Genomic DNA, 22276 nt, shown 5'->3' on the forward strand with positions numbered 1-22276 from the left:
AGAAGCAGGACCATATTGCTCTTTGTCCAAATACTCATTGCCGCTTTCCGGCCTGAACCCCGATCCGGCAGGGGCGCGGCTGCCACAGGCGGCAGGCCGGGCGGCGGCGCGGGCGCGGTCTCGACACAAGCAAACCCTCGGGGCACCGCCAAACTGCGGTCAGGCCCGGATGCCAAGGCCAATGGGGCAACTCACGCCCGTGCCGCCGAGTCCGCAATAGCCATCCGGGTTCTTCGCCAGATATTGCTGGTGGTAATCCTCGGCGAAGTAGAAGGTTGGCGCGGGCAGGATTTCGGTGGTGATCCGGCCGCGGCCGGCCGCGGTCAGCGCCTGTTGATAGGCTGCCATCGACGCCCGTGCTGCCTCGGCCTGCGCTTCGGTATAAGGATAGATCCCCGAGCGGTAGGTGGACCCGATGTCATTGCCCTGCCGCATCCCCTGCGTCGGGTCGTGGTTTTCCCAGAAAACCTTCAGCAGATCATCGTACGACACCTTGGCCGGATCGAAGATCACCCGCACCACCTCGTTATGGCCGGTCAGCTGGGTGCAAGTTTCCTTGTAGGTCGGATTTGGTGTGTAGCCGCCCGCATAGCCCACCATGGTCAGCCAGACGCCCGGCACCTGCCAGAACTTGCGCTCCACGCCCCAGAAGCACCCCATGCCGAACATCGCTTCGGCAAAGCCTTCGGGCACATCGGCATTCAGCGGCAGACCGCTGAGGAAATGCGTCTCAGCAGTCGGGATCGGCTCTGCCCGGCCCGGCAGGGCATCGGCAGGGCTTACCATCTTCATCTTGTCGGCCTTGAACATGTTCAGCATCGGCGCCTCCTGTCTGAAGGTCAGAATATAGGTAAGCAAAGGCCTGACGCCAGCACCGTCGCGCGAGAGTGATGGCTCAGGCCGCCGCCTGCGCCCAGTCCGCGCCGCCCCCAAGCCGCGTTTCATTCCCCGGCGAGGGATGGCGCGGCACCAGCAGCGAGAGGATGAACGAGGTCGCGGCCATGCCGGCGGCCAGACCGAATACCGCGCCCGGCGAGGTCACCCACAGATAGCCCAGAAGCGCCGGCAGGAAGACCGCCGCGATGTGGTTGATGGTAAAGGCCACAGCCGCCGTCGGCGCCATATCCGCCGGATCGCCGATCTTCTGGAAATAGGTCTTCTGCGCGAAGGACATGGCGAAGAACAGGTGATCCACGACGTAAAGCACAGCGGCCAGCCAAAGCCCCCAGTCGAACCAGTAGAGCCCGCCGTACAGGATGAACACGCAGAACAGGCCTGCATATTCCACCAGCATGGATTTCTGTTCGCCGAAGCGGGCGATGAAGCGCCCGATCAGTGGCGCCAGCGCCATATTGGCGATGAAGTTGATCAGCATGAGCGCGGTGATTTTCTCGACCCCGAAGCCGAATTTCTCGACCATCATGAAGGCCGCGAACACCACGAAAATCTGCCGCCGCGCGCCCGCCATGAATTGCAGCGCGTAATAAAGCCAGTAGCGGCGGCGCAGCACGATTGATTTGCGCTGCGGATGCGGCGCCTCAAAACGCGGATAGGCGATCAGGCAGAACACTGCAATCAGCGCGCACAGCCCGCCCGAGGCGAGGTAGACGCTGTTATAGGACAGGCCCAAGGCTTTCCACGTCAGCATGATGGCCGCATAGGCGACCAGCGAGGCGGCAGAGCCGGTCGCCACGATCCAGCCCAGCACCTTGGGTGCGCGGGCCTTGTCGATCCATTGCAGTTGCAGCGACTGGTTGACCGTCTCGAAATAGTGGAAGCCCACCGACGACAGGAAGGTGATCATCATGATACCACCGAGGGTGGGGAACCATGCAGTGACGGCGGTCGATACGCCGAGCAGCATCAGCATCCAGCCCGCGACCGACTGTTCCCGGAACAGCAGCAGAATGGCCAGCACGGCCACGGCCAGCAGGCCGGGAATTTCGCGCACCGTATGCAGCCAGCCGATCTCGACGCCGGTGAAGCCTGCGCGTTCGATGACAAAGTTATTCAGCAGCGCCGACCAGGTGGAAAAGGCCAGCGGCATGGCGACGGCCATCAGGAACAGCAGAGAAACAGGTTGCCGCCACAGCGGCAGGTGGCCGGCTTCGGCGAGGGGCAGGATGCGCATTTTCATGGCATCCTTTCTACGCCTGTGCCGGGCACCGCGCGAGTGCGGAATTGTGGCCCGCACAATTCTGCGCCGCAGCCCGGAAAGCCTGCGGATCAGTAAAAGCTTTGCGGGTCTATATCGACCGCGATGCGCAGGTTGTTCGGCGGCTTAAGCTGCGCCAGCCATTCCGCAACGGCAGCCTGAATCGGCGCATGTTTGTCGGCCTTGATCAGCAGCCGGACGCGGTGGCGGCCGCGGACGCGGGCGATGGGGGCCGGGGCGGGGCCGAACAGCTGCGCCCCGATCCGTCGCAGCGGGCCGTCGCGGCGGGCAAGTTCCGCCCCGAAATCAAAGACCTGCGCCACTTCCGGCCCTGAAAGGATGATCCCGGCCATCCGTCCCCAGGGCGGAACACCCGAGGCGCGGCGCTCGGCGCTTTCGGCCCGCCAGAACGCCTCTTCATCGCCGCCCAGGATTGACCGGATCACCGGATGTTCAGGCTGATGGGTCTGAAGGAGCGCCAGCCCCTGCCGGTCGCCTGACCGCCCTGCCCGCCCGGCGACCTGCCGCATCAGCTGGAACGTCCGCTCCGCCGCGCGCAGGTCCGATCCCTGCAAGCCCAGATCGGCGTCAATGACCCCGACCAGCGTCAGCAGCGGGAAGTTGTGGCCCTTGGCCACGATCTGCGTGCCGATGACGATTTCGGCCTCGCCCCTTGCGATTTCCTCGATCCGCTGTTTCAGCGCGCGCGCCGAACCGAACAGGTCTGACGACAGGATCGCAAGCTTCGCCTCGGGGAAGCGTTCGGCGACCTCCTCGGCCAGCCGTTCCACCCCCGGCCCTACCGGCGCCATCCGACCCTCTACCCCGCAGGAGGGGCAGGCTTCGGGCACAGGCTTGGTCGCGCCGCATTGGTGGCAGACAAGCCGCTTGAGGAAGCGATGCTCCACCATCCGCGCGTCGCAATGATCACAACCCACCTGATGCCCGCAGGCGCGGCAGATGGTAACCGGCGCATAGCCACGCCGGTTGAGGAACAGAAGCGACTGTTCCCCCGCCGCGCGCCGCACCTCCACCGCCCGCGCCAGCGGGTCGGAAATCCAGCGGTTCGAGGCCAGCCGCTCGCCCCGCATGTCGATCGCCCGCATCTCGGGCAGTTCGGCCGTGCCGTATCGCGCGCCAAGATCAAGCCGCGTATACTTGCCCTGTTCGGCATTCACCCAGCTTTCAAGGCTGGGCGTGGCCGAGGCCAGAACCACCTGCGCCCCACAGATCGAGGCCCGCAGCACCGCCATGTCGCGCGCATTGTAAAGCACGCCATCCTCTTGCTTATACGAGGTGTCGTGCTCCTCATCGACCACGATCAGACCAAGCTGCTGGAACGGCAGGAACAGGGCGGAACGTGCGCCGACCACCATCTGCGCCCGACCTTCGGATACCATCTTCCACACACGGCGGCGTTCGGTCTGGGTCACGCCGGAGTGCCATTCGGCGGGTCGCGCGCCAAACCGCGCCTCGACCCGCGTCAGAAATTCCGCCGTCAGCGCGATTTCCGGCAGAAGAACCAGCGCCTGCCGCCCTTGCCGCAGACATTCGGCCACGGCCTCAAGATAGACCTCGGTCTTGCCCGATCCGGTGACGCCCTTCAGCAGCGTCGTGCCATAGCCGCCCTGCGCCAGTGCCGCGACCAGCGCATCGGCGGCGGCGACCTGATCCCCTTGAAGCGTCACACCATCGGCGGGGTTCAGGTCGAGAAAGGGCAGATCGCGCGGCGCCTCGTCCTCGGACACCACACCCGCCTTCACCAGCCCCTTGACGACCGACGAGGAACAGGCCGCCGCCTCGCACAATTCGCCCAGAGTCACCGACGCGCCGCCGAAATCACGCAAGGCCTCGATCACCCGCAGCCGCGCGTCGGTCAGCTTGTTGGGCGCGGGGCCGGACAGACGATAGACCCGGCGCAGGCCCGGCGGCTCGCCCAGCCCCGGTGCGCGGGTGGCAAGGCGCAGCATCGCAGGCAACGGGGTCAGCGTGTAATCGGCGGCACGGCTCAGGAAGTTGCGCAGCTCCGCCCGCATCGGCCGCGCATCCAGCACGCGGGAAACGGCGCGCAGCTTCGCCGCGTCGAAATCGCCGGTCCCCGGTCCCCAGACCACACCCAGCATCCGGCGCGGGCCCAGCGGCACCTCGACGAAATCGCCGGTGCCACAGCCGCCTTCGGGGGCGCGATAGTCCAGAACGCCGGTCAGGGCCCGGCCCAAAGGCTCGGTCAGCGCCACGCCGACCCGTTCCCCTGCCGCAAAGACCCGATCCACCTGTCGCCTCTCTTTCCCCGTCCGTCCCTTTGGGCTAATACGGCGGCGAGAGCGCCCGCAACCCCGAGAGGACATCCCGGATGAAATTCTTCGTAGATTCCGCCGACGTGGCCGCCATTGCCGAGTTGAACGACCTTGGCATGGTCGATGGCGTGACCACCAACCCCTCGATCATCCTGAAGTCCGGCCGCGACATCATGGAAGTGACGAAGGAAATCTGCTCCATCGTTTCCGGCCCGGTTTCGGCCGAAGTCGTGTCGCTGACCGCTGACGAGATGATCGCCGAAGGCCGCAAGCTGGCCGAGATCGCGCCCAATATCACCGTCAAGGTGCCGCTGACCTGGGACGGGCTGAAAGCCTGCAAGGTGCTGTCGGGCGAAGGCAAGATGGTGAACGTGACCCTGTGCTTCAGCGTCAATCAGGCGCTGATCGCCGCCAAGGCGGGTGCCACCTTCATCAGCCCTTTCATCGGCCGTCTGGACGATATCAACCTCGATGGGCTGGAGCTGATTTCGGACATCCGTGACGTCTACGACAATTACGGGTTCGAGACCCAGATCCTCGCCGCCTCGATCCGCACCGCCAATCATGTCGCACAATGCGCGCTGATCGGCGCCGATGTGATGACCGCGCCGCCCGCGGTCATCAAGGGGCTGGCCAGCCATGTGCTGACCGACAAGGGGCTGGACCAGTTCGTGAAAGACTGGGCCAAGACCGGACAGAAGATCCTCTGATCCGCACCGTCTGAGCCGAAAAGGATGCCGCCGTCCCGGCCCGGACGGCGGCATCTTTGTTTCCCGGCTTTCCCTTTCGCCACATTTTCGCGCGACAAGGCCCCCGCGCATTTGCTAAAGTCGCGCAAAACCAACAAACGGGCAGTTAAAGCATGATCGAGCCGGACCTCCGCGACCGGATTCTGGAAAAGCCGGAAGTCATTCTGGAAGACCGCGACCTGATGCGCGCCCTGATCGCGGCGACGGATCGGGCGATGGGGTCGAATGTGGTCGATCTGCGTGGCATCGCCATGGAACGGCTGGAAAACCGGCTGGAGCGGCTGGAAGATACCCACCGCACCGTTATCGCCGCCGCCTATGAAAACCTTGCCGGCACCAATCAGGTGCATCGCGCCATCCTGCAAATGCTCGACCCGCTGTCTTTCGAGGATTTCCTCAAAAGCCTCGCGGGTGAGGTGGCGCAGACCCTTCGCGTCGACTGTATCCGCCTCGTGCTGGAATCGGTGCAGGAGGCCGACGATCCGGCTCTGCGCCGTCTGGGCGACGTGCTGTTCGTGGCTGAACCCGGCTTCGTGGCGGAATATGTCTCGGGTGGTCGCAATGTCAGCCTGCGCCCGGTGACCCTGCGCCAGACCATTCCCAGTTCCAACATGATCTATGGCGAAACCGCGGGCTGGATCCGGTCCGAAGCGCTGATGAAGCTCGACTTCGGCAAGGGGCGCCTGCCCGGCCTTCTGGTCATGGGCTGCGAAGACCCGCACCATTTCAAACCCACCCACGGCACTGACCTGCTGGCCTTCTTCGCCGGGGTGTTCGAGCGGACGATGCGCCGCTGGCTGTCGTGACGACACTGGCCATCTCTCCGGCCGCACGCGCGGCGCTGGAGGACTGGCTGACCCATCTGCGCGCGCTGGACGGGCGGGCAGACAAGACCGTGACGGCCTATGCGGCGGATGTGCGCGGCTGGTTGTCCTTTCTGGCCCATCATCGCGGCGGAACCGAAGGGCTGACGTCGCTGGTCACGGTGCCGGTGGGTGATTTGCGCGCCTGGATGGCGCATGAACGCGGGCGCGGGGTTTCGGCCCGGTCACTGGCGCGCAGCCTGTCAGCCGTGAAAGGATTCACCGCCTGGCTGGCCGACCGGCAGGGCGCGGATGCGACCGCCATCCTGCAAGCCCGCGCGCCGCGTTTCCAGAAGAAGCTTCCCCGCCCGCTGTCGGTCGACGGCGCCGCCGAGGTGCTGGACAGCGTGGGCGACGACGCACGCGAGCCCTGGGTTGCCGCACGCGATACGGCGGTGGTGACGCTGCTTTACGGCTGCGGCCTGCGGATTTCCGAGGCGCTGGGGCTGACAGGCGCCGACCATCCGCTGCCCGAGGTGCTGCGCATCACTGGTAAGGGCAACAAGCAGCGGCTGGTGCCGGTGCTGCCTGCTGCGCGCGCGGCCGTGGCGCGCTATGCGGACCTTTGCCCCTACGACCTGACCGCAGATCAGCCGCTGTTTCGCGGCACGCGCGGCGGCGCACTCAACCCGCGCCTGATTGCGGCGGCGATGGAACGCACGCGCAACCGCCTCGGCCTGCCCGCCAGCGCCACACCGCATGCGTTGCGTCACAGCTTTGCCACGCATCTGCTCGCCTCGGGCGGCGATCTGCGGGCTATTCAGGAATTGCTGGGCCATGCTTCGCTGTCCACGACACAGGCCTATACCGGCGTCGATGCCGCGCGGCTGATGGAGGTTTACGCAACCGCCCATCCCCATGCGCGCCGGGCCCGAAGCTGATCTAGTCGTTGATATCGCGGGTCCAGCGCTTCACCTCGCCGCGTTGCTGCGGGAAGACCTTACGCAGCAGGGCCCAGGCCACCACTGACACCAGCGCGAAAACTGCGATCTGGGCGGGCAGCCCCAGCGCCAGAAGCCCGGTCCAGAGGCCGAGGCCGATCGCCAGCGCGCCCAAAGCGAAGCCAAGGAACACATAGCCCGGTGCCAGCACCTCGACGATGCCCAGAACGAAGCCCCCGGCGACCCAGACCCACCAAGCCATGATCAGCCCCGCCCTTTCAGCATCTGGAACGCATTGCCGAACGCCTCCAGCGCCTGCGCGGGCAGCAGGATCGTCTGCTTGCCGCCGCCCTTGGCGACATCCGACAGCGCCTCAACCTGTTTCAGCGCCACCTGGTATTGCGCCGCCTCCAGCCCGTTTTCCCGGATCGCCTGCGCGATGACCCCTGTCGAATAAGCCTCGGCATCGGCGAGGATGCGGCGGGCCTTGGCCTGCTGCTCCGCTGCATAAAGCTCCGCCTCGGCGTTCAGCTCCACCGCGCGCTTCTTGCCCTCCGCCTCGGTCACCTGCGCGCGGCGGGCACGTTCGGCGTTGAGCTGCTGAAGCATGGCGGCGCGGGTCGCCTCGTCCAGATTAACGTCGAGGATTTCGGCGCGCGTCACCTCGATCCCCCAGTCATCCACCATCACCGCCACCTGCTCGCGCACCTTGGTGATAAGGTCGGCCCGGTTCGACTGCACCTGATCCAGTTCCAGCTTGCCGATTTCCGACCGCACGATCCCGGCGACCGTGGTGGCAATGGCGCCATCCACATCACGGATACGGTAGACGGTCTTTTCCGGCTCGGTGATGCGATAGAACACGCTGGTTTCCACCTTCACCAGCACGTTGTCAGCGGTGATCGCGTCCTGGCTCGCATTCGGCAACTGCCGTTCAAGGATCGAAACCTTGTGCGCGATGCTGTCAAGGAAAGGCACGACAAAGTTCAGCCCCGGCCCCAGCACTGCGCGCAACCTGCCAAAGCGCTCGACCACATGCTTCTGGCTTTGCGGCACGATCCGCACGCCAAGGAAGATGCAGAGGATGACAAAGGAGGCAAGCGCAAGGAAGATGGCGTTGCCGCCGATGAGGGTTTCGAAATCCATGACAGGTAACTCCGGTATTCAATCCCCGCCAAGATGGACTTCACAAACCGCCTGATCAATAGGCAAGTGATTCCGTCGCACAGGCCGGCAATAGCCGGACAGATCGGCGGCATTTGACAAAGACCCGATGAATTGTTCGGTCACTTGCCATTCGGGCGCAAAAATTTCCCGGCAGCATTCCTTTCGCGCCCGCAGAACGCCAGAAAATCCCATGGCAAAAAGGTATCATTTGTTCATGGCTTTCAACCAGCGGAGCGGCCCATGAAAATCGTCATCCTCGGCGCAGGTGTCATCGGTGTGACCTCGGCCTGGTATCTGAGCCGTCAGGGCCATCAGGTGACGGTGATCGATCGTCAGGCCGCCCCCGCGCTGGAAACCTCTTTCGCCAATGCGGGCGAGGTCAGTCCCGGCTATTCCGCCCCCTGGGCCGCGCCGGGTATCCCGCTGAAGGCGATGAAATGGATGTTCCAGAAGCATGCGCCGCTGGTCATCCAGCCGCGCCCCGATTTCGCCAAGCTGAGCTGGATGGCGAAAATGCTGATGAACTGCACCGCCGACGCCTATCATGTGAACAAGTCGCGCATGGTGCGGCTGGCGGAATATTCGCGCGATTGTCTGGGTGAGCTGCGCGCCGAAACCGGCATCAGCTATGATGAACGCACGCAGGGCACGCTGCAACTGTTCCGCACGCAGAAGCAGGTGGAAGGCGCCGCGAAAGACATTGAGGTTCTGCGTGAGGATGGCGTCGCCTTCGAGGTCCTGGACCGTGCGGGCTGCGTCGCGGCCGAGCCGGGCCTGGCCGCCAGCGCTGACAAGATCGCGGGCGGGCTGCGCCTGCCGGGCGATGAAACCGGCGATTGCTTCAAGTTCACCAACCGTCTGGCCGATATGGCCGCGGCGGCAGGCGTCGAATTCCGCTGGGGCGTCTCGATCCGGCGCATCCATACCGAAATGGGCCGTGTGGCTTTCGTGGAGACCTCGGAAGGCCGGGTGCACGCCGATGCCTTCGTGCTGGCCATGGGGTCTTATTCGCCCATGCTGGCCGCACCGCTGGGCATTGCGCTGCCGGTCTATCCGCTGAAGGGCTATTCGATCACCGTGCCGGTGGTGGATGAAAGCCGCGCGCCGGTTTCGACCGTGATGGATGAAACCTACAAGATCGCCATCACCCGGCTGGGCGACCGCATCCGCGTCGGCGGCATGGCCGAAATCGCAGGCTTCGACCTGAGCCTGAACCCCAAACGGCAAGCCACGCTGACCCATTCGGTCGAAGACCTGTTCGGTGGCGCGGGCGACCAGTCGCAGGCCCAGTTCTGGACCGGCCTGCGCCCGATGACGCCGGATGGCACGCCGATCGTCGGTCGCTCGCCGATCTCGAACCTTTTCCTCAACACCGGCCACGGCACGCTGGGCTGGACGATGTCCTGCGGCTCGGGCCGACTGCTGGCCGACATCATCTCGGGCCGCGCGCCGGAGATTGAACACACCGATCTGGGCTATGCCCGGTATGAGCGCAAGCGCAGCGCGCGCCCGGCGTTCCGCCCGGTTCCCGCGTGACGCAAAAGTTTTCCTGAAAACTTTTGCAAATTCCCTGAACAGGGAATTTGCCCCCACTGTCAGCCTCGCGCGGGTATGGTAAAAGGTGCCATGCCCGCGCTTTGCCGTTCCTGCCTGACCGCCTTCGATACCGGCAGCCGCTGCCCGGCCTGTCGCAGTCCGCGCGTGCTGTCGCACCCCGAGCTCTGGGATCTTTCCATTGCCCACATGGATTGCGATGCCTTCTATGCCTCTGTCGAAAAGCGCGACAATCCCGATCTGGCCGACAAGCCTGTCATCGTGGGCGGCGGCACGCGGGGCGTCGTTTCCACCTGCTGCTATATCGCGCGGATTTCGGGCGTGCGTTCGGCCATGCCGATGTTTCAGGCGCTGAAGCTCTGTCCTTCTGCCGTCGTCATCAAGCCGCGCATGCAGGTCTATGCCGAAGTGTCGCGCAAGATCCGCGCCATGATCGAGGATCTGACCCCGGCCATCGAACCCCTGAGCCTGGACGAAGCGTTCCTCGATCTCACCGGCACCGCGCGTCTGCATGGCGCGCCGCCAGCGGTGATGCTGGCCCGCCTTGTGCGGCGGATGGAGACGGAACTGGGCATCTCCGGCTCCGTCGGCCTGTCGCACAACAAGTTTCTGGCCAAGATCGCCTCTGACCTCGACAAACCGCGCGGATTTTCGGTGATCGGCCGGGCCGAGACCGAAGCCTTTCTGACCCCGAAACCTGTCCGCATCATCTGGGGCGTCGGCACCGCCACACAGACCGCGCTGGAGACGGCGGGCATCCGAACCATCGCCGACCTGCTGCGCTGGGATCAGGCAGATCTGGTCGCGCGCTTTGGCCATATGGGCGGGCGGCTCTGGCATCTGGCGCGCGGGCAGGACAGCCGCCGCGTCAGCCGGGATGAAAAGCTCAAGACCATCTCGAAAGAGACCACCTTCAATGAGGATACCGCCGATGCCGATCTGCTGGACGGGCATCTGTGGCGGCTGGCGGTGCAGGTGGCCGACCGGGCCAAGGCGAAGGGGTTGGCGGGCCGGACCGTGACGCTGAAGCTGAAACGTGCGGATTTCGTGCAGGTCAGCCGCCGCCACGCCCTGCCCGCGCCGACGCAGATGGCTGATCGCATCTACCGCGAGGCGCGGGCGTTGTTCGATCAGGTGCCGAAGGGGGCCGCCTACCGGCTGATCGGCTGCGGCATCGCCGATCTGGTGCCGGGGCTGGAGGCAGACACCACTGCCGATCTCTTGGACCCGCAGGCCGCCACCCGCGCGAAGGCAGAGGCCGCAACCGATCAAATCCGCGCCCGCTTCGGCCGCGACGCGATTATCAAGGGCCGTGCCCTGCGCTAGGTATTAGGGGACAGTGATCAGGGGCAGGGTTCCTTCCAGCCGTCGATGATGGCCACCGCCTCTTCCGCCGTATCGACATAACGGAACAGGTCCAGATCCTCTGGGCTGATGGTCCCTGCCTCGGCCAGTGCCTGCCAGTTGATGATCTTCTCCCAGAACTCGCGCCCGAACAGCAGGAAGGGCACGGGCTTCATCCGCCGTGTCTGGATCAGGGTCAGGCTTTCGAACATCTCATCCAGAGTCCCAAAGCCGCCGGGGAAGATGCAGATGGCCTTGGCTCGCATCAGGAAGTGCATCTTGCGGATGGCGAAGTAGTGGAAGTTGAACGACAGATCGGGCGTCACATAGGCATTGGGTGCCTGTTCATGCGGCAGCACGATGTTCAGGCCGATGGACTGACCGCCCGCATCATCGGCGCCACGGTTGCCTGCCTCCATCACCCCCGGCCCGCCGCCGGTCACGATGACATTCTCGCGGCCATAGCTTTGCAGGCTGCGTTCAGTCATCATCCGGGCGAAGCGCCGCGCCTCGTCATAATATTTCGACAGCTCCGCCAGAACCGGGGTTTTCGCAGTCTCCTTCTGCGCGGGTTCCGGGATGCGGGCGCCGCCAAACAGCACGATGGTCGATTTGATGCCACGCTCATCCAGCACCATCTGCGCCTTCAGCAGCTCCAGTTGCAGGCGCACCGGCCGCAACTCCTCGCGCATCAGGAAATCGGTATCGGTGAAGGCCAGCCGATAGGCGGGGGCACGGGTCTGCGGCGTGTCGGGGATGCGATGGGTCGCCGCCACGTCCTGATGGCTGTCACGGAACGGGTGCTGGCGGGCGTCGTCGGTCATGCGGTCTTCCTTGGTTTTGGTCGCGGTACAGGCGGCACGGGTCGGGAACGGCGATTGCGCGGGCCGGGGCCTGCGTCTATAGGCTATGGCGCAATCGCCGGATAGGGAAGGGAGCGCCATGAGCAACGCCGCACTGGAAGCCGCCATCGAAACCGCATGGGAGGCGCGCGACGCCATCACCCCGGCGACCAAGGGCGAGGCCCGCGATGCCGTCGAGGCGACGCTGGAGGCTTTGGGCGCGGGCACTCTGCGCGTGGCGGAAAAGCGCGGCGCCGACTGGCATGTCAACCAGTGGGCCAAGAAGGCGGTGCTGCTGGGCTTCCGCCTGAAGGATATGGAACTGCAATCCGGCGGCCCGCAGGGCAGCAGCTGGTGGGATAAGGTGGACAGCAAGTTCCACGGCTGGGGCGAGGCGGAATTCAGGGCTGCGGGTTTCCGCGCTGTGCCGAACTGCATCGTCCGCAAATCCGCACATATCGCCAGGGGCGTGGTGCTGATGCCCAGCTTCGTAAACCTCGGCGCCTTCGTGGATGAGGGCACCATGGTCGATACATGGGCCACCGTCGGCTCCTGCGCGCAGATCGGCAAGAACGTCCACCTGTCAGGGGGCGTCGGCATTGGCGGCGTGCTGGAACCGATGCAGGCCGGCCCGACCATCATCGAGGACAATTGCTTCATCGGTGCCCGCTCCGAGGTGGTCGAGGGCTGCATCGTGCGTGAGGGCTCGGTCCTCGGCATGGGCGTGTTCATCGGCAAATCGACCAAGATCGTCGACCGGGAAACCGGCGAGGTGATGTATGGCGAGGTTCCGGCCGGTTCGGTCGTCGTCGCAGGCTCCATGCCGTCGAAGAACGGCATCAACCTTTACTGCGCAGTGATCGTGAAGAAGGTGGATGCGCAGACCCGCTCCAAAACCTCGATCAACGAGCTGCTGCGCGACTGATCTCTGCCCGAGGCATTCCTGAAACGCGCGCGCCCTGGGCGCGCGTTTTGTATTCCGGCGTCAACCCTCGAAACAAGCGGCGCGCCCGTCGGCCCGGATGGTCTGCGCCCCGTCGAGGATTTGCGAGGCACGGCGCCGCAGGCTTGCCGTGGGCTTTGCCGGATTGCGCGCCTTGGGATCGGGCAGGATCGCCGCCAGACGCGCGGCCTGCACCGGGGTCAGATCCCTGGCAGACACCCCGAACCAGTGCTGTGCCGCGGCCTCGACCCCAAAGACACCTTCGCCAAATTCCGCAATGTTCAAATAGACATGCAGAATACGGCGCTTGGTCCAGATCAGTTCGACCGGCGGTGTCAGCAGCGCCTCGGCTGCCTTGCGCGCCCAGTTCCGGCCCTGCCACAGAAAGACATTCTTGACGACCTGCTGGCTGATGGTCGAAGCGCCCCGCCCGCTGCCTTCGGCCAGCGCGGCACGGATCGCCTTCATGTCGAACCCCCAGTGCAGGCAGAAATTGGCATCCTCGGCCGCCACGACCGAGCGGGCCATGACCGGCGCAATATCATCCCAGCCCACCCAGTCGCGCTCGATGCCGCCCAGCCGCCAGCTTTCCTGCATCTGATACAGATTCGTCGGCACCGGCACGACGGCGAAAATAAGGATCAGCGCGGCGAAAAGGCCGATCACCCCGGCAATGCCGCGCAAAATCCAAAGCCGCAGGCGCCCCCACAGGGGTGGCCGCAACGGCGCGACGATTTCGGGCGCCGGTTCGGCGGCGGGTTTCTTCTTGCGGGTGGTCTTGGCCATGCCCCCACAGATCACGAAGCCCGCCTGCCGGTCAAGGCAGGCGGGGCCATCCCGCCGCGTCGCGGATCAAAGCGACGACGCCGTCCCTTGACGGGCCAGCGCCTCGGCCAGCTTTGCTTCCTGATCGGTGCTGAGCGAGGTGCGCAGCACCCTGCCCTTGCCCGCAAAGCTGTCGAGCCCGGCCAGCACCTTGTCGGCGGTCATCTTGCGGATCAGGATACCCAGCGCGGCGCCGCCCGGCGGCAGGCTTTGCCCGGTCTGTTTCAGGAAATCGTCATTGATGCCAACATCGGTCATCCAGCCCGACAGCGCCCCTGCCCCTGCCCCGACCGCCGCACCCAGCAGCGGATTGAGGAACAGAAGGCCGATCAGGCCGCCCCAGACGCCACCACCAGCGGCGCCCATCGCGGTCATGTTGACCGCCTGATGCAGTTGCACCGTGCCGTCATCCTTGCGGGTGACAACCACGGCATCCTCCATTTCGATCAGATATTCCTGCTGCATCTTCACCAGTGCCGCGCGCGCCTCAAAGGCGGTGGCCTCGGTATCGAATGCAATGATGACAAGATCGGACATGGCAGACTCCGGTTACAGGATACGCGTTCCCCTTGAACGTGCGCCTTTCCCGCAGGTTCCACCAGCCCTGTCACGAAAAGATGACGCCCGCGGGGTGACCGCGGGCGTCCGGAACGGCAAGGGCTGTGCCCCACTTATTCCGCCGGCACCTTCGCCGCCTCGTCCGACAGCGGACAGGGCAGATGGACCAGCATCTCTTTCGGGCAGACCTGAAGGAAATTGGCCCGCTCGGCTTCCCAGTCCGCAAGGATCTGCGCGGCTTTCAGGCTGCCGGTCTCGGCGGCATGACGCTCGACCAGACCTTTCACCTGCGCTTCCCAATGCGGGTGGCTGACCGCGCAGGTCACGAGGCTTTCAAGGTTCATGAAATCCTCTGCCACCCCCTCGGGGTCGTAGAGATAGGCCATGCCCCCGGTCATGCCCGCGCCGAAGTTGGCCCCGATCCTGCCAAGGATCACCGCAACACCGCCGGTCATGTATTCACAGCCGTTGGTGCCGCAGCCCTCGATCACCACAGTCGCGCCCGAGTTCCGCACGGCGAACCGCTCGCCCGCCTTGCCCGCCGCGAACAGGTAACCATCGGTCGCACCATAAAGCACGGTATTGCCGATGATGGTGTTCTGATCCGCAACCAGCGGGCTGGACATCTGCGGGCGCACCACGATCAGACCGCCGCTGAGGCCCTTTCCGACGTAATCGTTGGCATCGCCCTGCACCTCGATCTTCAGCCCGTTGACCGCGAACGCGCCCAGCGACTGCCCGGCGTTGCCGGTCAGCTTCACCGTCAGATGGTCCGGTTGCAGGTTGTTGCGCATCCCGAACTTCTTGACGATATGGCTGGACGACCGCGTGCCGATGGTCCGCAGCGTGTTGCGCACAGCATAGGAGAGCTGCATCTTCTCGCCATCCTCGAAGAAGCGCGCGCCATCCTTGACGATTTCCGCATCCAGCGTATCCGGCACCGCATTGCGCGGTTTCGAACGGTCGTAGGTCACCTTCTGCGAGCCGTCGACCGTGATCAGCAGCGGGTTCAGGTCCAGATCGTCCAGCGCCTCGGACCCGCGGCTGACCTGGCTCAGCAGATCGGGGCGACCGATGATCTCGTCCAGCGAACGTGCGCCGATGGAGGCGAGGATTTCGCGCACTTCCTGCGCATAGAAGGTGATCAGGTTCACCACCTTGTCGGCGGAGCCCGTGAACTTCTTGCGCAGATCGACGTTCTGGGTGCAGACGCCCACCGGACAGGTGTTCGACTGGCACTGCCGCACCATGATACAGCCCATGGCGATCAGGGCGGCGGTGCCGATGCCGTATTCCTCGGCCCCCAGCATCGCGGCAATCACCACGTCGCGGCCCGTGCGCAGACCACCGTCGGTGCGCAGCGTCACCCGCTCGCGCAGGTTGTTCATGGTCAGCACCTGATGCGCCTCGGTCAGGCCCATTTCCCACGGCAGGCCCGCGTATTTGATCGAGGTGCCGGGGCTGGCGCCCGTGCCGCCGTTATGACCGGAAATCAGAATGATATCCGCCTTGGCCTTGGCCACACCCGCTGCGATGGTGCCGACGCCGCTGGCCGAAACCAGCTTCACCGTCACCTTGCAGCGCGGGTTGATCTGCTTCAGGTCGTAGATGAGCTGGGCCAGATCCTCGATCGAATAGATGTCGTGGTGCGGCGGGGGCGAGATCAGCGTCACGCCCTTGGTGCTGTGGCGCAGCCGCGCGATCAGTTCGGTCACCTTCATGCCAGGAAGCTGGCCGCCCTCGCCGGGCTTGGCGCCCTGGGCAACCTTGATTTCCAGTTCCTCGCAGGCGTTCAGATATTCCGCCGTCACACCGAAACGACCGCTCGCCACCTGCTTGATCTTGGCGCAGGGGTTATCGCCGTTCGGGAACGGATGCTGGTGCGCCGGATCTTCGCCGCCCTCGCCCGAGTCGGATTTGGCGCCGATCCGGTTCATGGCGATGTTCAGCGTCATATGCGCCTCGGGCGACAGCGCCCCCAGCGACATGCCGGGCGTCACGAACCGCTTGCGGATCGAGGTGATCGACTCGACCTCTTCAATCGGCACCGGCTTGCCCAGCGGCTTGATGTCCAGCAGATCACGGATGTGGATCGGCGGATTGGCCCGCATCGAAGCGCTGTACTGCTTCCAGACGTCATAGGACGCCCGGTCGCAGGCCGCTTGCAGCATGTGCATGGTCTGGGCTTCCCAGGCGTGTTTCTCGCCCGAGCGCCGCGCCTTGTAGAAACCGCCGATGGGCAGAACGTCGCTGCCGCCGCGCCAGCCCTTCGCATGGGCCTCTTGCAGCTTCTGCTGGATGCCGTGCAGCCCGATCCCCGAGATGCGGCTGTGCATGCCGGGGAAGTATTCGGCCACCATGGCACGCGACAGCCCCACCGCCTCGAAGTTCAGTCCGCCACGATAGGACGAGATGACGGAAATCCCCATCTTCGCCATGATCTTCAGCAGACCCGCGTCGATGGCGTCACGGTAGCGGCGCATCGCATCGGTCAGGCTGCCTTCCAGCAACCCGCGCGCGATGCGGTCGGCAATGCTGTCCTGTGCCAGATAAGGGTTCACCGTGGTTGCGCCGCAGCCGATCAGCACCGCAAAGTAATGCGGGTCGATGCATTCCGCCGCACGCACGTTCAGCGAGGTGAAGGTCCGCAGGCCCTTGCGCGTCAGCCAGCTGTGCACCGCGCTGGTGGCAAGGATCATCGGCATGGCCACCTTGCCCTCGCCCTGATGCTCGTCCGTCAGCACCAGATGCGCGGCGCCCGACCGCACGGCATCCTCGGCCTCGGCCCTGATACGCTCCAGCCCCAGACGCAGCGCCTCCTGATCGCTGTCCGCCGGGAAGGTGCAGTCGATGACCGCCACCTGCGCGCCGAACTGCTTCAGCATCACCTGATATTCGATATTGGCAATGAACGGGCTTTCCAGAACCAGAATCTCGGTCTGGGCGCTCGATTCATCCAAGACGTTCTTCAGGTTGCCGAAGCGGGTCTTGAGGCTCATCACCCGCGTTTCACGCAAGGAGTCGATCGGCGGGTTGGTGACCTGGCTGAAGTTCTGGCGGAAGAAATGGCTCAGCGGCCGATACTGCTTCGACAGCACCGCGACCGGCGTGTCATCACCCATCGAGGCGATCATTTCCTTGCCGTCCTCGGCCATCGGAGCCAGAACCTGCTCCAGCTCCTCGACCGTATAGCCCGCCGCGATCTGGCGCTTGCGCAGCGCCGCGCCCGTGAAGGTCTGTTCTTCCGGGATGTCGCGCAGCATCGAGTTCAGGTCGACGACCTTCTCGATCCATTCGCTGTAGGGCTGGCTGCGGGCCAGACGGTCCTTCATCTCGGCGTCGTGGTAAAGCTTGCCCTCCTTGGTATCGACGGCAATCATCTGCCCCGGACCGAGCGCGCCTTTTTCACGGATCGTGCCTTCGTCCACCGGCACCATACCCGCTTCGGACCCCGCGATCAGCAGGCCATCGCCGGTGACGACATAGCGCATCGGGCGCAGGCCGTTGCGGTCCAGCCCGCCGCAGACCCAGCGGCCATCGGTCATCGCCAGCGCGGCCGGGCCGTCCCACGGCTCCATCACCGCGTTGCAGTAGGCATACATATCCGCCCAGGCTTGCGGCATGTCGGCGGTCGTCTTGCTCCAGGCCTCGGGGACCAGCATGGTCTTGGCCATCGGCGCCGACCGGCCAGAGCGCACCAGAACCTCGAACACCGCGTCCAGCGCGCCGCTGTCCGACGTGCCCGAGGGGATGATCGGCTTGATGTCCTCGGCCATTTCCCCGAAGGCCGACGAGGCCATGCGGATCTCATGGCTGCGCATCCAGTTGACGTTGCCCTTCAGCGTGTTGATCTCGCCGTTATGGGCGAGCATGCGGAAGGGCTGCGCCAGCCACCATTGCGGGAAGGTGTTGGTGGAATAGCGCTGGTGATAGATGGCGAAGGTGGATTCGAACCGCTCGTCCTGAAGATCCGGGTAGAAGACCGAAACCTGCTCGGCCAGCATCATGCCCTTGTAGATGATGCTGCGGCAGGACAGGCTGCACAGGTAGCAGCCCGCGATCCCGGCAGCCGTCACCGCCTTCTCGATCCGGCGACGGATGATGTAAAGCTCACGCTCGAACTGTTCGTGGTCGATGTCCTTTTCACAACGGATCAGGATCTGTTCGATCTCGGGCCGCGTCGCATTGGCCTTTTCGCCCAGCACCGACGTATCCACCGGAACGTGACGCCAGCCATAGATATAATGGCCCATGCGCAGCACTTCGGTTTCGACGATCGTGCGGCAGCGTTCCTGCGCGGCGAAATCGGTGCGCGGCAGGAAGACCTGCCCCACCGCGATCAGCTTCTTCGGGTCGGCCTCATGGCCCGTGCGGCGGACCTGATCGTAGAAGAATTTCACCGGGATCTGCACATGGATGCCCGCGCCGTCGCCCGTCTTGCCATCGGCATCGACCGCGCCGCGGTGCCAGATCGCGCGCAGTGCATCCAGACCCGCATCCACCACCTTGCGCGAGGGCTTGCCACTGATCGAGGCGACCAGACCCACGCCGCAGGAAGAATGTTCGTCATCCTCGCGCCACAGGCCATGTTCGCCCATGAAGCGGCGCTTTTCCTCTTCGGCCTTCACCCAGGCTTCATCATAGATCGTCATGGCTTACTCCTCGGGATTGGCTTGCAACGTGGCCAGAAACTCGGCCTCGGTCATCTGCTGGGTCGGACCGGCGAAGGCAAAGGCTCCGGGCTTCCGGTCGATATAGATTTCGCGTTCCAGCCGCTGCCCGGACAGATCGTCCAGCAGGCCCGCGGCCATGTAATAGTCGGTCGGCCCCACACCCGGCTTCAGCCGATACCACAGCGCGGACCCGCAGGTGCCGCAGAAGCTGCGCTCAGCCCAGTCCGAGGAGGCGTAGGAGCGGATGTGTTCACTGCCCGTCACGGTCAGATCGGCCTCGGGTACATCCAGTGTGACAAAGGCAACCCCGGTCCAGCGGCGGCACATGGCGCAATGGCAGGCCCCAAGCTCGTGCGCGGGGTTGCGCACGGTCACCTGTACTGCTCCGCACAGGCAATGTCCGGTCAGATCATGGCTCATGGCGCACCTTTTGCAGCAACGGGTTCCCCGGCGCCTGAGACATCAGCGCACCGCATTCAAAAATCGGCTGGGTGGCGGCAAAGCCCGGCTCGCCCGGCTGGATGAACTGCACCGGGCTGCCATCCGAAGGAAACCACTCGCCGTTTTCATCCCATTCCGACGGACCGGCAAAGAACATCCGCCATTCGGGATGGATGTATTCGTTACCGCGCGCGTGGCGCATGACATTGCCGTCGAGATCGGTTTCAGTGAACTCGAATTCGGTCTGTTGCAGCGTCACGCCGTCAATCACAAAGCTTTTGCCGGTCAGCGCGTCATAGCCGGTGACATGGCTGCGCGAGCCGTCGTCCTTGGACAGCCGGAAATCGAAATCGTCACGTCCGCCCAGCAGCGCATCGAAACTGGCAGGGTCGGCGGGGTTGGCATCCAGCGTCTGCCGCACACGCGGGTTCATCTCGAAGCTTTCAACCCATTGGGTTTCCCGGTCGATCCGGCTGAGGAAGAAGATCCCCTCCTGATCGAAGTCAGCACGCCATTTGTCGCCGGGCTGATCGGCCGTGCAGGTATAGTGGTTCGAGACGCGGCAGCCGCGCGATTGCACCGTCAGATAGGTTTCGCAGCCCGCCGGGGGCGTGAAACTTCCTGCCAGCGCCGGAGACGCCGTCAGTGCCAGAAACAAGACGATCCCGTATTTCATGCCGCGTCCTCCTCGACAGGAACTGCAAGCTGCACGCCATCCAGCGCGTCAGACAGCATTTTCCGCAACCGGCGGGTGCGCCGCCCGAAGGCCAGTTGCACCGCATCATCCAGAATACCCGCGTGAAACATGCGCATGACGGTATCGTGCCGCACACCGGGCAGCGTGAAGCAATGCGTATTCGTTGCCGGGCGCAGCAGCCGCAGTTGCGCGCGCTCCGAACGATGGGTGCCATAGATGATGTAATGCTGGGTGGCCCGCGCCATCACGCTGCGCACATCGGAAATGCGATAAGTCTCGATCCGGTCGCGAAAGGATTTCCAGCGTGTTTCGTCCGGCACCACCGCCGGATCGACCGAAAGCTGTGGCGACAGCGCCAGCGCGCTGTCCACACGCGTGAAGCCGCCCAGGGCCAGAGCCGAAAAGCCGCCCAGTGAATGCCCCATGCTGACCACCTGGGTCGCGCCAACCTCAACCGCCTCGGCCTCGACCAGGGCGACGACCTCCTCGATCAACCCCGGGGCGTTCAGCCAGCTGCGGCGGACATCGGCGATGTAAAGCACATGATCGCGCCCCGAGGCACTGGCCGTTTTGGCAAATTCAAGCCGTGGCGGGCGGCGCTGATAGCGACCCACCCCCGAAAAGCAGACGACAAGACGGCGCCCGCGCCCGCGATGACGCCAGACGCGCAGCGCACGGTCATCCCGCAGCGTCGAAATTTCCACATCCGGGCGGGCAGCACGCGACGAAGGCGCCGCTGCGCTGCCTTCCGCCGATGCTGGTGCCGTCTCGCCCATGATCGGGCCCTCTCTTTTCAGGTCAGAAAGACTGCCGCATCACACGGCAGACAAGGGATTCCCGGCGCCAGCCCTTATTCGGCGGCGACGCTGGCGGGTTGCGCCAGATAGGCCTCGATCGCATCGGCCGCCTCGCGTCCGTCGCGGATCGCCCAGACCACGAGGCTGGCGCCGCGCACGATATCACCCGCCGCGAACACACCCGGAAGCGCGGTCTGATGGGTCTGGAAATCTGCCTTGACGGTGCCCCAGCGGGTCACGGCCAGTTCCGGCACGCCCCAGAGCACCGGCAGATCCTCAGGTTCAAACCCCAGCGCGGTAATCACCAGATCGGCGGGTTCGACGTAATCCGCGCCCTCGATCACCTCGGGGGTCTGGCGGCCGGTCGCGTCGGGGGCGCCAAGGCGCATCTTCTGCACCATCACGCCTTCAACCGCCCCATTCCCGGCAAAGCCCTTGGGCGCCGCCAGCCAGACGAATTCGACGCCCTCTTCCTCGGCATTCTGCGTTTCACGGCGCGAGCCCGGCATATTGGCCTTGTCGCGGCGATAGAGGCACTTGACCGAGGTCGCGCCCTGACGGATCGCGGTGCGCACGCAGTCCATCGCCGTATCGCCGCCGCCGATCACCACCACGCGCTTACCGCTGGCATCCAGATCGCCGTTGTCAAAGGCCTCGACCTCATCGCCAAAGCTCTTGCGGTTCGAGGCGGTCAGGTAATCCAGTGCCTGAACAATGCCCTTCTGGCCGACACCCGGCCCGCCGACGTCGCGCATCTTGTAGACGCCGGTCGCAATCAGCACCGCGTCATGCTGGCCCCGGATGGCATCGAAGCTCAGATCCTCGCCGACCTTGCAGTTCATCACGAAGTTCACGCCCGAGGCTTCCAGCTGGTCGATGCGCTGCATGACCACCGGCTTTTCCAGCTTGAAGCCGGGGATGCCATAGGTCAGCAGACCACCCGCGCGGTCATAGCGATCATAGACCGTGACCTGAAAGCCCTTGCGGCGCAGCATGTCTGCCGCAGCAAGCCCGCCCGGACCCGCGCCGATGATACCCACGCTTTCAGCGCGTTCCACGGCCGGTTTCACCGGCTTCACCCAGCCGTTTTCCCAGGCCGTATCGGTGATGTACTTCTCGACCGAGCCGATGGTCACGGTGCCATGGCCCGATTGCTCGATCACGCAATTGCCTTCGCACAGCCGGTCCTGCGGGCAGATGCGGCCGCAAATCTCGGGGAAGGTATTGGTCGCCTGGCTCAGCGCATAGGCTTCTTCCAGACGGCCCGAGGCCGTCATGCGCAGCCAGTCGGGGATATTGTTGTGCAGCGGGCAATGCGACTGGCAATAGGGCACGCCGCACTGGCTGCACCGGCTGGCCTGTTCCGCCGCCTTCTGTGCGGCAAATTCCCGATAGATTTCATGGAAATCCTGCGCACGCAGATCGGCCGGACGCTTCTCGGGCATTTCCCGTTCGACGGTCACAAACTGAAGCATCCGTTCCTTGGCCAT

The 22276-nt window shown here is 64.8% G+C and carries 19 protein-coding genes; 6 read left to right on the forward strand and 13 right to left on the reverse strand.

Going from position 1 to position 22276, the window contains the following annotated elements; all coding sequences use genetic code 11:
• Positions 1–159 precede the first annotated feature (159 nt).
• The 3 genes from msrA to C8N34_RS21725 form a co-directional block, all read right to left on the reverse strand.
• Positions 160–819: a peptide-methionine (S)-S-oxide reductase MsrA gene (msrA, locus tag C8N34_RS21715; RefSeq protein ID WP_170120570.1), complete on the reverse strand. Its 660-nt coding sequence runs from the start codon at positions 817–819 to the stop codon at positions 160–162.
• A gap of 76 nt (positions 820–895) precedes the next feature.
• Positions 896–2137: an MFS transporter gene (locus tag C8N34_RS21720; protein WP_108130480.1), complete on the reverse strand. Its 1242-nt coding sequence runs from the start codon at positions 2135–2137 to the stop codon at positions 896–898.
• 89 nt (positions 2138–2226) lie between these two features.
• Positions 2227–4428, reverse strand: a complete 2202-nt coding sequence (locus C8N34_RS21725; protein WP_108130481.1) for a primosomal protein N' — start codon at positions 4426–4428, stop codon at positions 2227–2229.
• Between the two features lie 80 nt (positions 4429–4508).
• Here C8N34_RS21725 and fsa point away from each other — a divergent pair, with 80 nt between their 5' ends.
• The 3 genes from fsa to C8N34_RS21740 all read left to right on the forward strand — a co-directional run bounded on the left by fsa (position 4509) and on the right by C8N34_RS21740 (position 6945).
• Positions 4509–5162, forward strand: coding sequence for a fructose-6-phosphate aldolase (gene fsa / locus C8N34_RS21730; protein ID WP_054303875.1), 654 nt, complete (start codon positions 4509–4511; stop codon positions 5160–5162).
• Positions 5163–5314: 152 nt separating this feature from the next.
• A complete protein-coding gene (locus C8N34_RS21735) occupies positions 5315–6007 on the forward strand; it encodes a DUF484 family protein (protein ID WP_054303876.1) in 693 nt (230 codons plus the stop codon).
• Complete coding sequence (locus C8N34_RS21740) at positions 5995–6945, forward strand: tyrosine recombinase XerC (RefSeq protein WP_422387678.1); 951 nt, start codon at positions 5995–5997, stop codon at positions 6943–6945. The genes C8N34_RS21735 and C8N34_RS21740 overlap by 13 nt, the downstream gene beginning before the upstream one ends.
• Position 6946: 1 nt before the next feature.
• Here C8N34_RS21740 and C8N34_RS21745 read toward each other — a convergent pair whose 3' ends face one another.
• Positions 6947–7207, reverse strand: coding sequence for an NfeD family protein (locus C8N34_RS21745; protein WP_108130483.1), 261 nt, complete (start codon positions 7205–7207; stop codon positions 6947–6949).
• 2 nt (positions 7208–7209) lie between these two features.
• Positions 7210–8091 (reverse strand): SPFH domain-containing protein, encoded by an 882-nt coding sequence (locus C8N34_RS21750; protein WP_054303879.1) that lies wholly within the window; start codon positions 8089–8091, stop codon positions 7210–7212.
• A 144-nt stretch (positions 8092–8235) separates the two neighbouring features.
• Here C8N34_RS21750 and C8N34_RS21755 point away from each other — a divergent pair, with 144 nt between their 5' ends.
• Together C8N34_RS21755 and C8N34_RS21760 are read left to right on the forward strand one after the other, a co-directional pair.
• Positions 8236–9648, forward strand: a complete 1413-nt coding sequence (locus C8N34_RS21755; RefSeq protein ID WP_338419727.1) for a D-amino acid dehydrogenase — start codon at positions 8236–8238, stop codon at positions 9646–9648.
• 90 nt (positions 9649–9738) lie between these two features.
• Positions 9739–10992: a DNA polymerase IV gene (locus tag C8N34_RS21760; protein WP_108130484.1), complete on the forward strand. Its 1254-nt coding sequence runs from the start codon at positions 9739–9741 to the stop codon at positions 10990–10992.
• A 17-nt stretch (positions 10993–11009) separates the two neighbouring features.
• Here C8N34_RS21760 and C8N34_RS21765 read toward each other — a convergent pair whose 3' ends face one another.
• On the reverse strand, positions 11010–11834 hold the full coding sequence (locus C8N34_RS21765; RefSeq protein WP_054303882.1) for an LOG family protein: 825 nt from the start codon (positions 11832–11834) through the stop codon (positions 11010–11012).
• Positions 11835–11952: 118 nt separating this feature from the next.
• On the opposite strand from C8N34_RS21765, the gene dapD reads away from it, so the two are divergent.
• On the forward strand, positions 11953–12777 hold the full coding sequence (gene dapD, locus C8N34_RS21770; protein ID WP_054303883.1) for a 2,3,4,5-tetrahydropyridine-2,6-dicarboxylate N-succinyltransferase: 825 nt from the start codon (positions 11953–11955) through the stop codon (positions 12775–12777).
• Between the two features lie 60 nt (positions 12778–12837).
• Here the strand turns inward: dapD and mtgA are convergent, their stop codons facing one another.
• The 7 genes from mtgA to C8N34_RS21805 all read right to left on the reverse strand — a co-directional run bounded on the left by mtgA (position 12838) and on the right by C8N34_RS21805 (position 22276).
• Positions 12838–13581 carry a monofunctional biosynthetic peptidoglycan transglycosylase gene (mtgA, locus tag C8N34_RS21775; RefSeq protein ID WP_108130485.1) on the reverse strand — a complete coding sequence of 248 codons (744 nt, stop codon included), beginning with the start codon at positions 13579–13581 and terminating at the stop codon, positions 12838–12840.
• Positions 13582–13647: 66 nt separating this feature from the next.
• The gene (locus tag C8N34_RS21780; protein ID WP_108130486.1) at positions 13648–14157 is read right to left on the reverse strand and encodes a DUF1269 domain-containing protein; all 510 of its coding nucleotides are present in this window, start codon (positions 14155–14157) and stop codon (positions 13648–13650) included.
• A 134-nt stretch (positions 14158–14291) separates the two neighbouring features.
• Positions 14292–18830 carry a glutamate synthase large subunit gene (gltB, locus tag C8N34_RS21785; protein WP_108130487.1) on the reverse strand — a complete coding sequence of 1513 codons (4539 nt, stop codon included), beginning with the start codon at positions 18828–18830 and terminating at the stop codon, positions 14292–14294.
• 3 nt (positions 18831–18833) lie between these two features.
• Complete coding sequence (locus C8N34_RS21790; RefSeq protein ID WP_054303887.1) at positions 18834–19271, reverse strand: GFA family protein; 438 nt, start codon at positions 19269–19271, stop codon at positions 18834–18836.
• Positions 19261–19968 (reverse strand): hypothetical protein, encoded by a 708-nt coding sequence (locus C8N34_RS21795; RefSeq protein ID WP_054303888.1) that lies wholly within the window; start codon positions 19966–19968, stop codon positions 19261–19263. Before C8N34_RS21795 ends, C8N34_RS21790 begins: the two co-directional genes overlap by 11 nt.
• Positions 19965–20765, reverse strand: a complete 801-nt coding sequence (locus C8N34_RS21800; RefSeq protein WP_054303889.1) for an alpha/beta hydrolase family protein — start codon at positions 20763–20765, stop codon at positions 19965–19967. The genes C8N34_RS21795 and C8N34_RS21800 overlap by 4 nt, the downstream gene beginning before the upstream one ends.
• Positions 20766–20839: 74 nt before the next feature.
• Positions 20840–22276 (reverse strand): NAD(P)-dependent oxidoreductase, encoded by a 1437-nt coding sequence (locus C8N34_RS21805; RefSeq protein WP_054303890.1) that lies wholly within the window; start codon positions 22274–22276, stop codon positions 20840–20842.

It is taken from the genome of Gemmobacter caeni, assembly GCF_003054195.1.
GTDB lineage: Bacteria > Pseudomonadota > Alphaproteobacteria > Rhodobacterales > Rhodobacteraceae > Gemmobacter > Gemmobacter caeni.

What these genes read in the sequence shown, in the direction of transcription:
- mtgA (WP_108130485.1), bottom strand. Translation starts at nt 13,581, where the DNA reads ATGGCCAAGACCACCCGCAAGAAGAAACCCGCCGCCGAACCGGCGCCC.
- fsa (WP_054303875.1), top strand. Translation starts at nt 4,509, where the DNA reads ATGAAATTCTTCGTAGATTCCGCCGACGTGGCCGCCATTGCCGAGTTG.
- C8N34_RS21800 (WP_054303889.1), bottom strand. Translation starts at nt 20,765, where the DNA reads ATGGGCGAGACGGCACCAGCATCGGCGGAAGGCAGCGCAGCGGCGCCT.
- C8N34_RS21780 (WP_108130486.1), bottom strand. Translation starts at nt 14,157, where the DNA reads ATGTCCGATCTTGTCATCATTGCATTCGATACCGAGGCCACCGCCTTT.
- C8N34_RS21745 (WP_108130483.1), bottom strand. Translation starts at nt 7,207, where the DNA reads ATGGCTTGGTGGGTCTGGGTCGCCGGGGGCTTCGTTCTGGGCATCGTC.
- gltB (WP_108130487.1), bottom strand. Translation starts at nt 18,830, where the DNA reads ATGACGATCTATGATGAAGCCTGGGTGAAGGCCGAAGAGGAAAAGCGC.
- C8N34_RS21765 (WP_054303882.1), bottom strand. Translation starts at nt 11,834, where the DNA reads ATGACCGACGACGCCCGCCAGCACCCGTTCCGTGACAGCCATCAGGAC.
- C8N34_RS21760 (WP_108130484.1), top strand. Translation starts at nt 9,739, where the DNA reads ATGCCCGCGCTTTGCCGTTCCTGCCTGACCGCCTTCGATACCGGCAGC.
- C8N34_RS21735 (WP_054303876.1), top strand. Translation starts at nt 5,315, where the DNA reads ATGATCGAGCCGGACCTCCGCGACCGGATTCTGGAAAAGCCGGAAGTC.
- C8N34_RS21720 (WP_108130480.1), bottom strand. Translation starts at nt 2,137, where the DNA reads ATGAAAATGCGCATCCTGCCCCTCGCCGAAGCCGGCCACCTGCCGCTG.
- C8N34_RS21750 (WP_054303879.1), bottom strand. Translation starts at nt 8,091, where the DNA reads ATGGATTTCGAAACCCTCATCGGCGGCAACGCCATCTTCCTTGCGCTT.
- C8N34_RS21795 (WP_054303888.1), bottom strand. Translation starts at nt 19,968, where the DNA reads ATGAAATACGGGATCGTCTTGTTTCTGGCACTGACGGCGTCTCCGGCG.
- C8N34_RS21805 (WP_054303890.1), bottom strand. Translation starts at nt 22,276, where the DNA reads ATGGCCAAGGAACGGATGCTTCAGTTTGTGACCGTCGAACGGGAAATG.
- msrA (WP_170120570.1), bottom strand. Translation starts at nt 819, where the DNA reads ATGCTGAACATGTTCAAGGCCGACAAGATGAAGATGGTAAGCCCTGCC.
- dapD (WP_054303883.1), top strand. Translation starts at nt 11,953, where the DNA reads ATGAGCAACGCCGCACTGGAAGCCGCCATCGAAACCGCATGGGAGGCG.
- C8N34_RS21790 (WP_054303887.1), bottom strand. Translation starts at nt 19,271, where the DNA reads ATGAGCCATGATCTGACCGGACATTGCCTGTGCGGAGCAGTACAGGTG.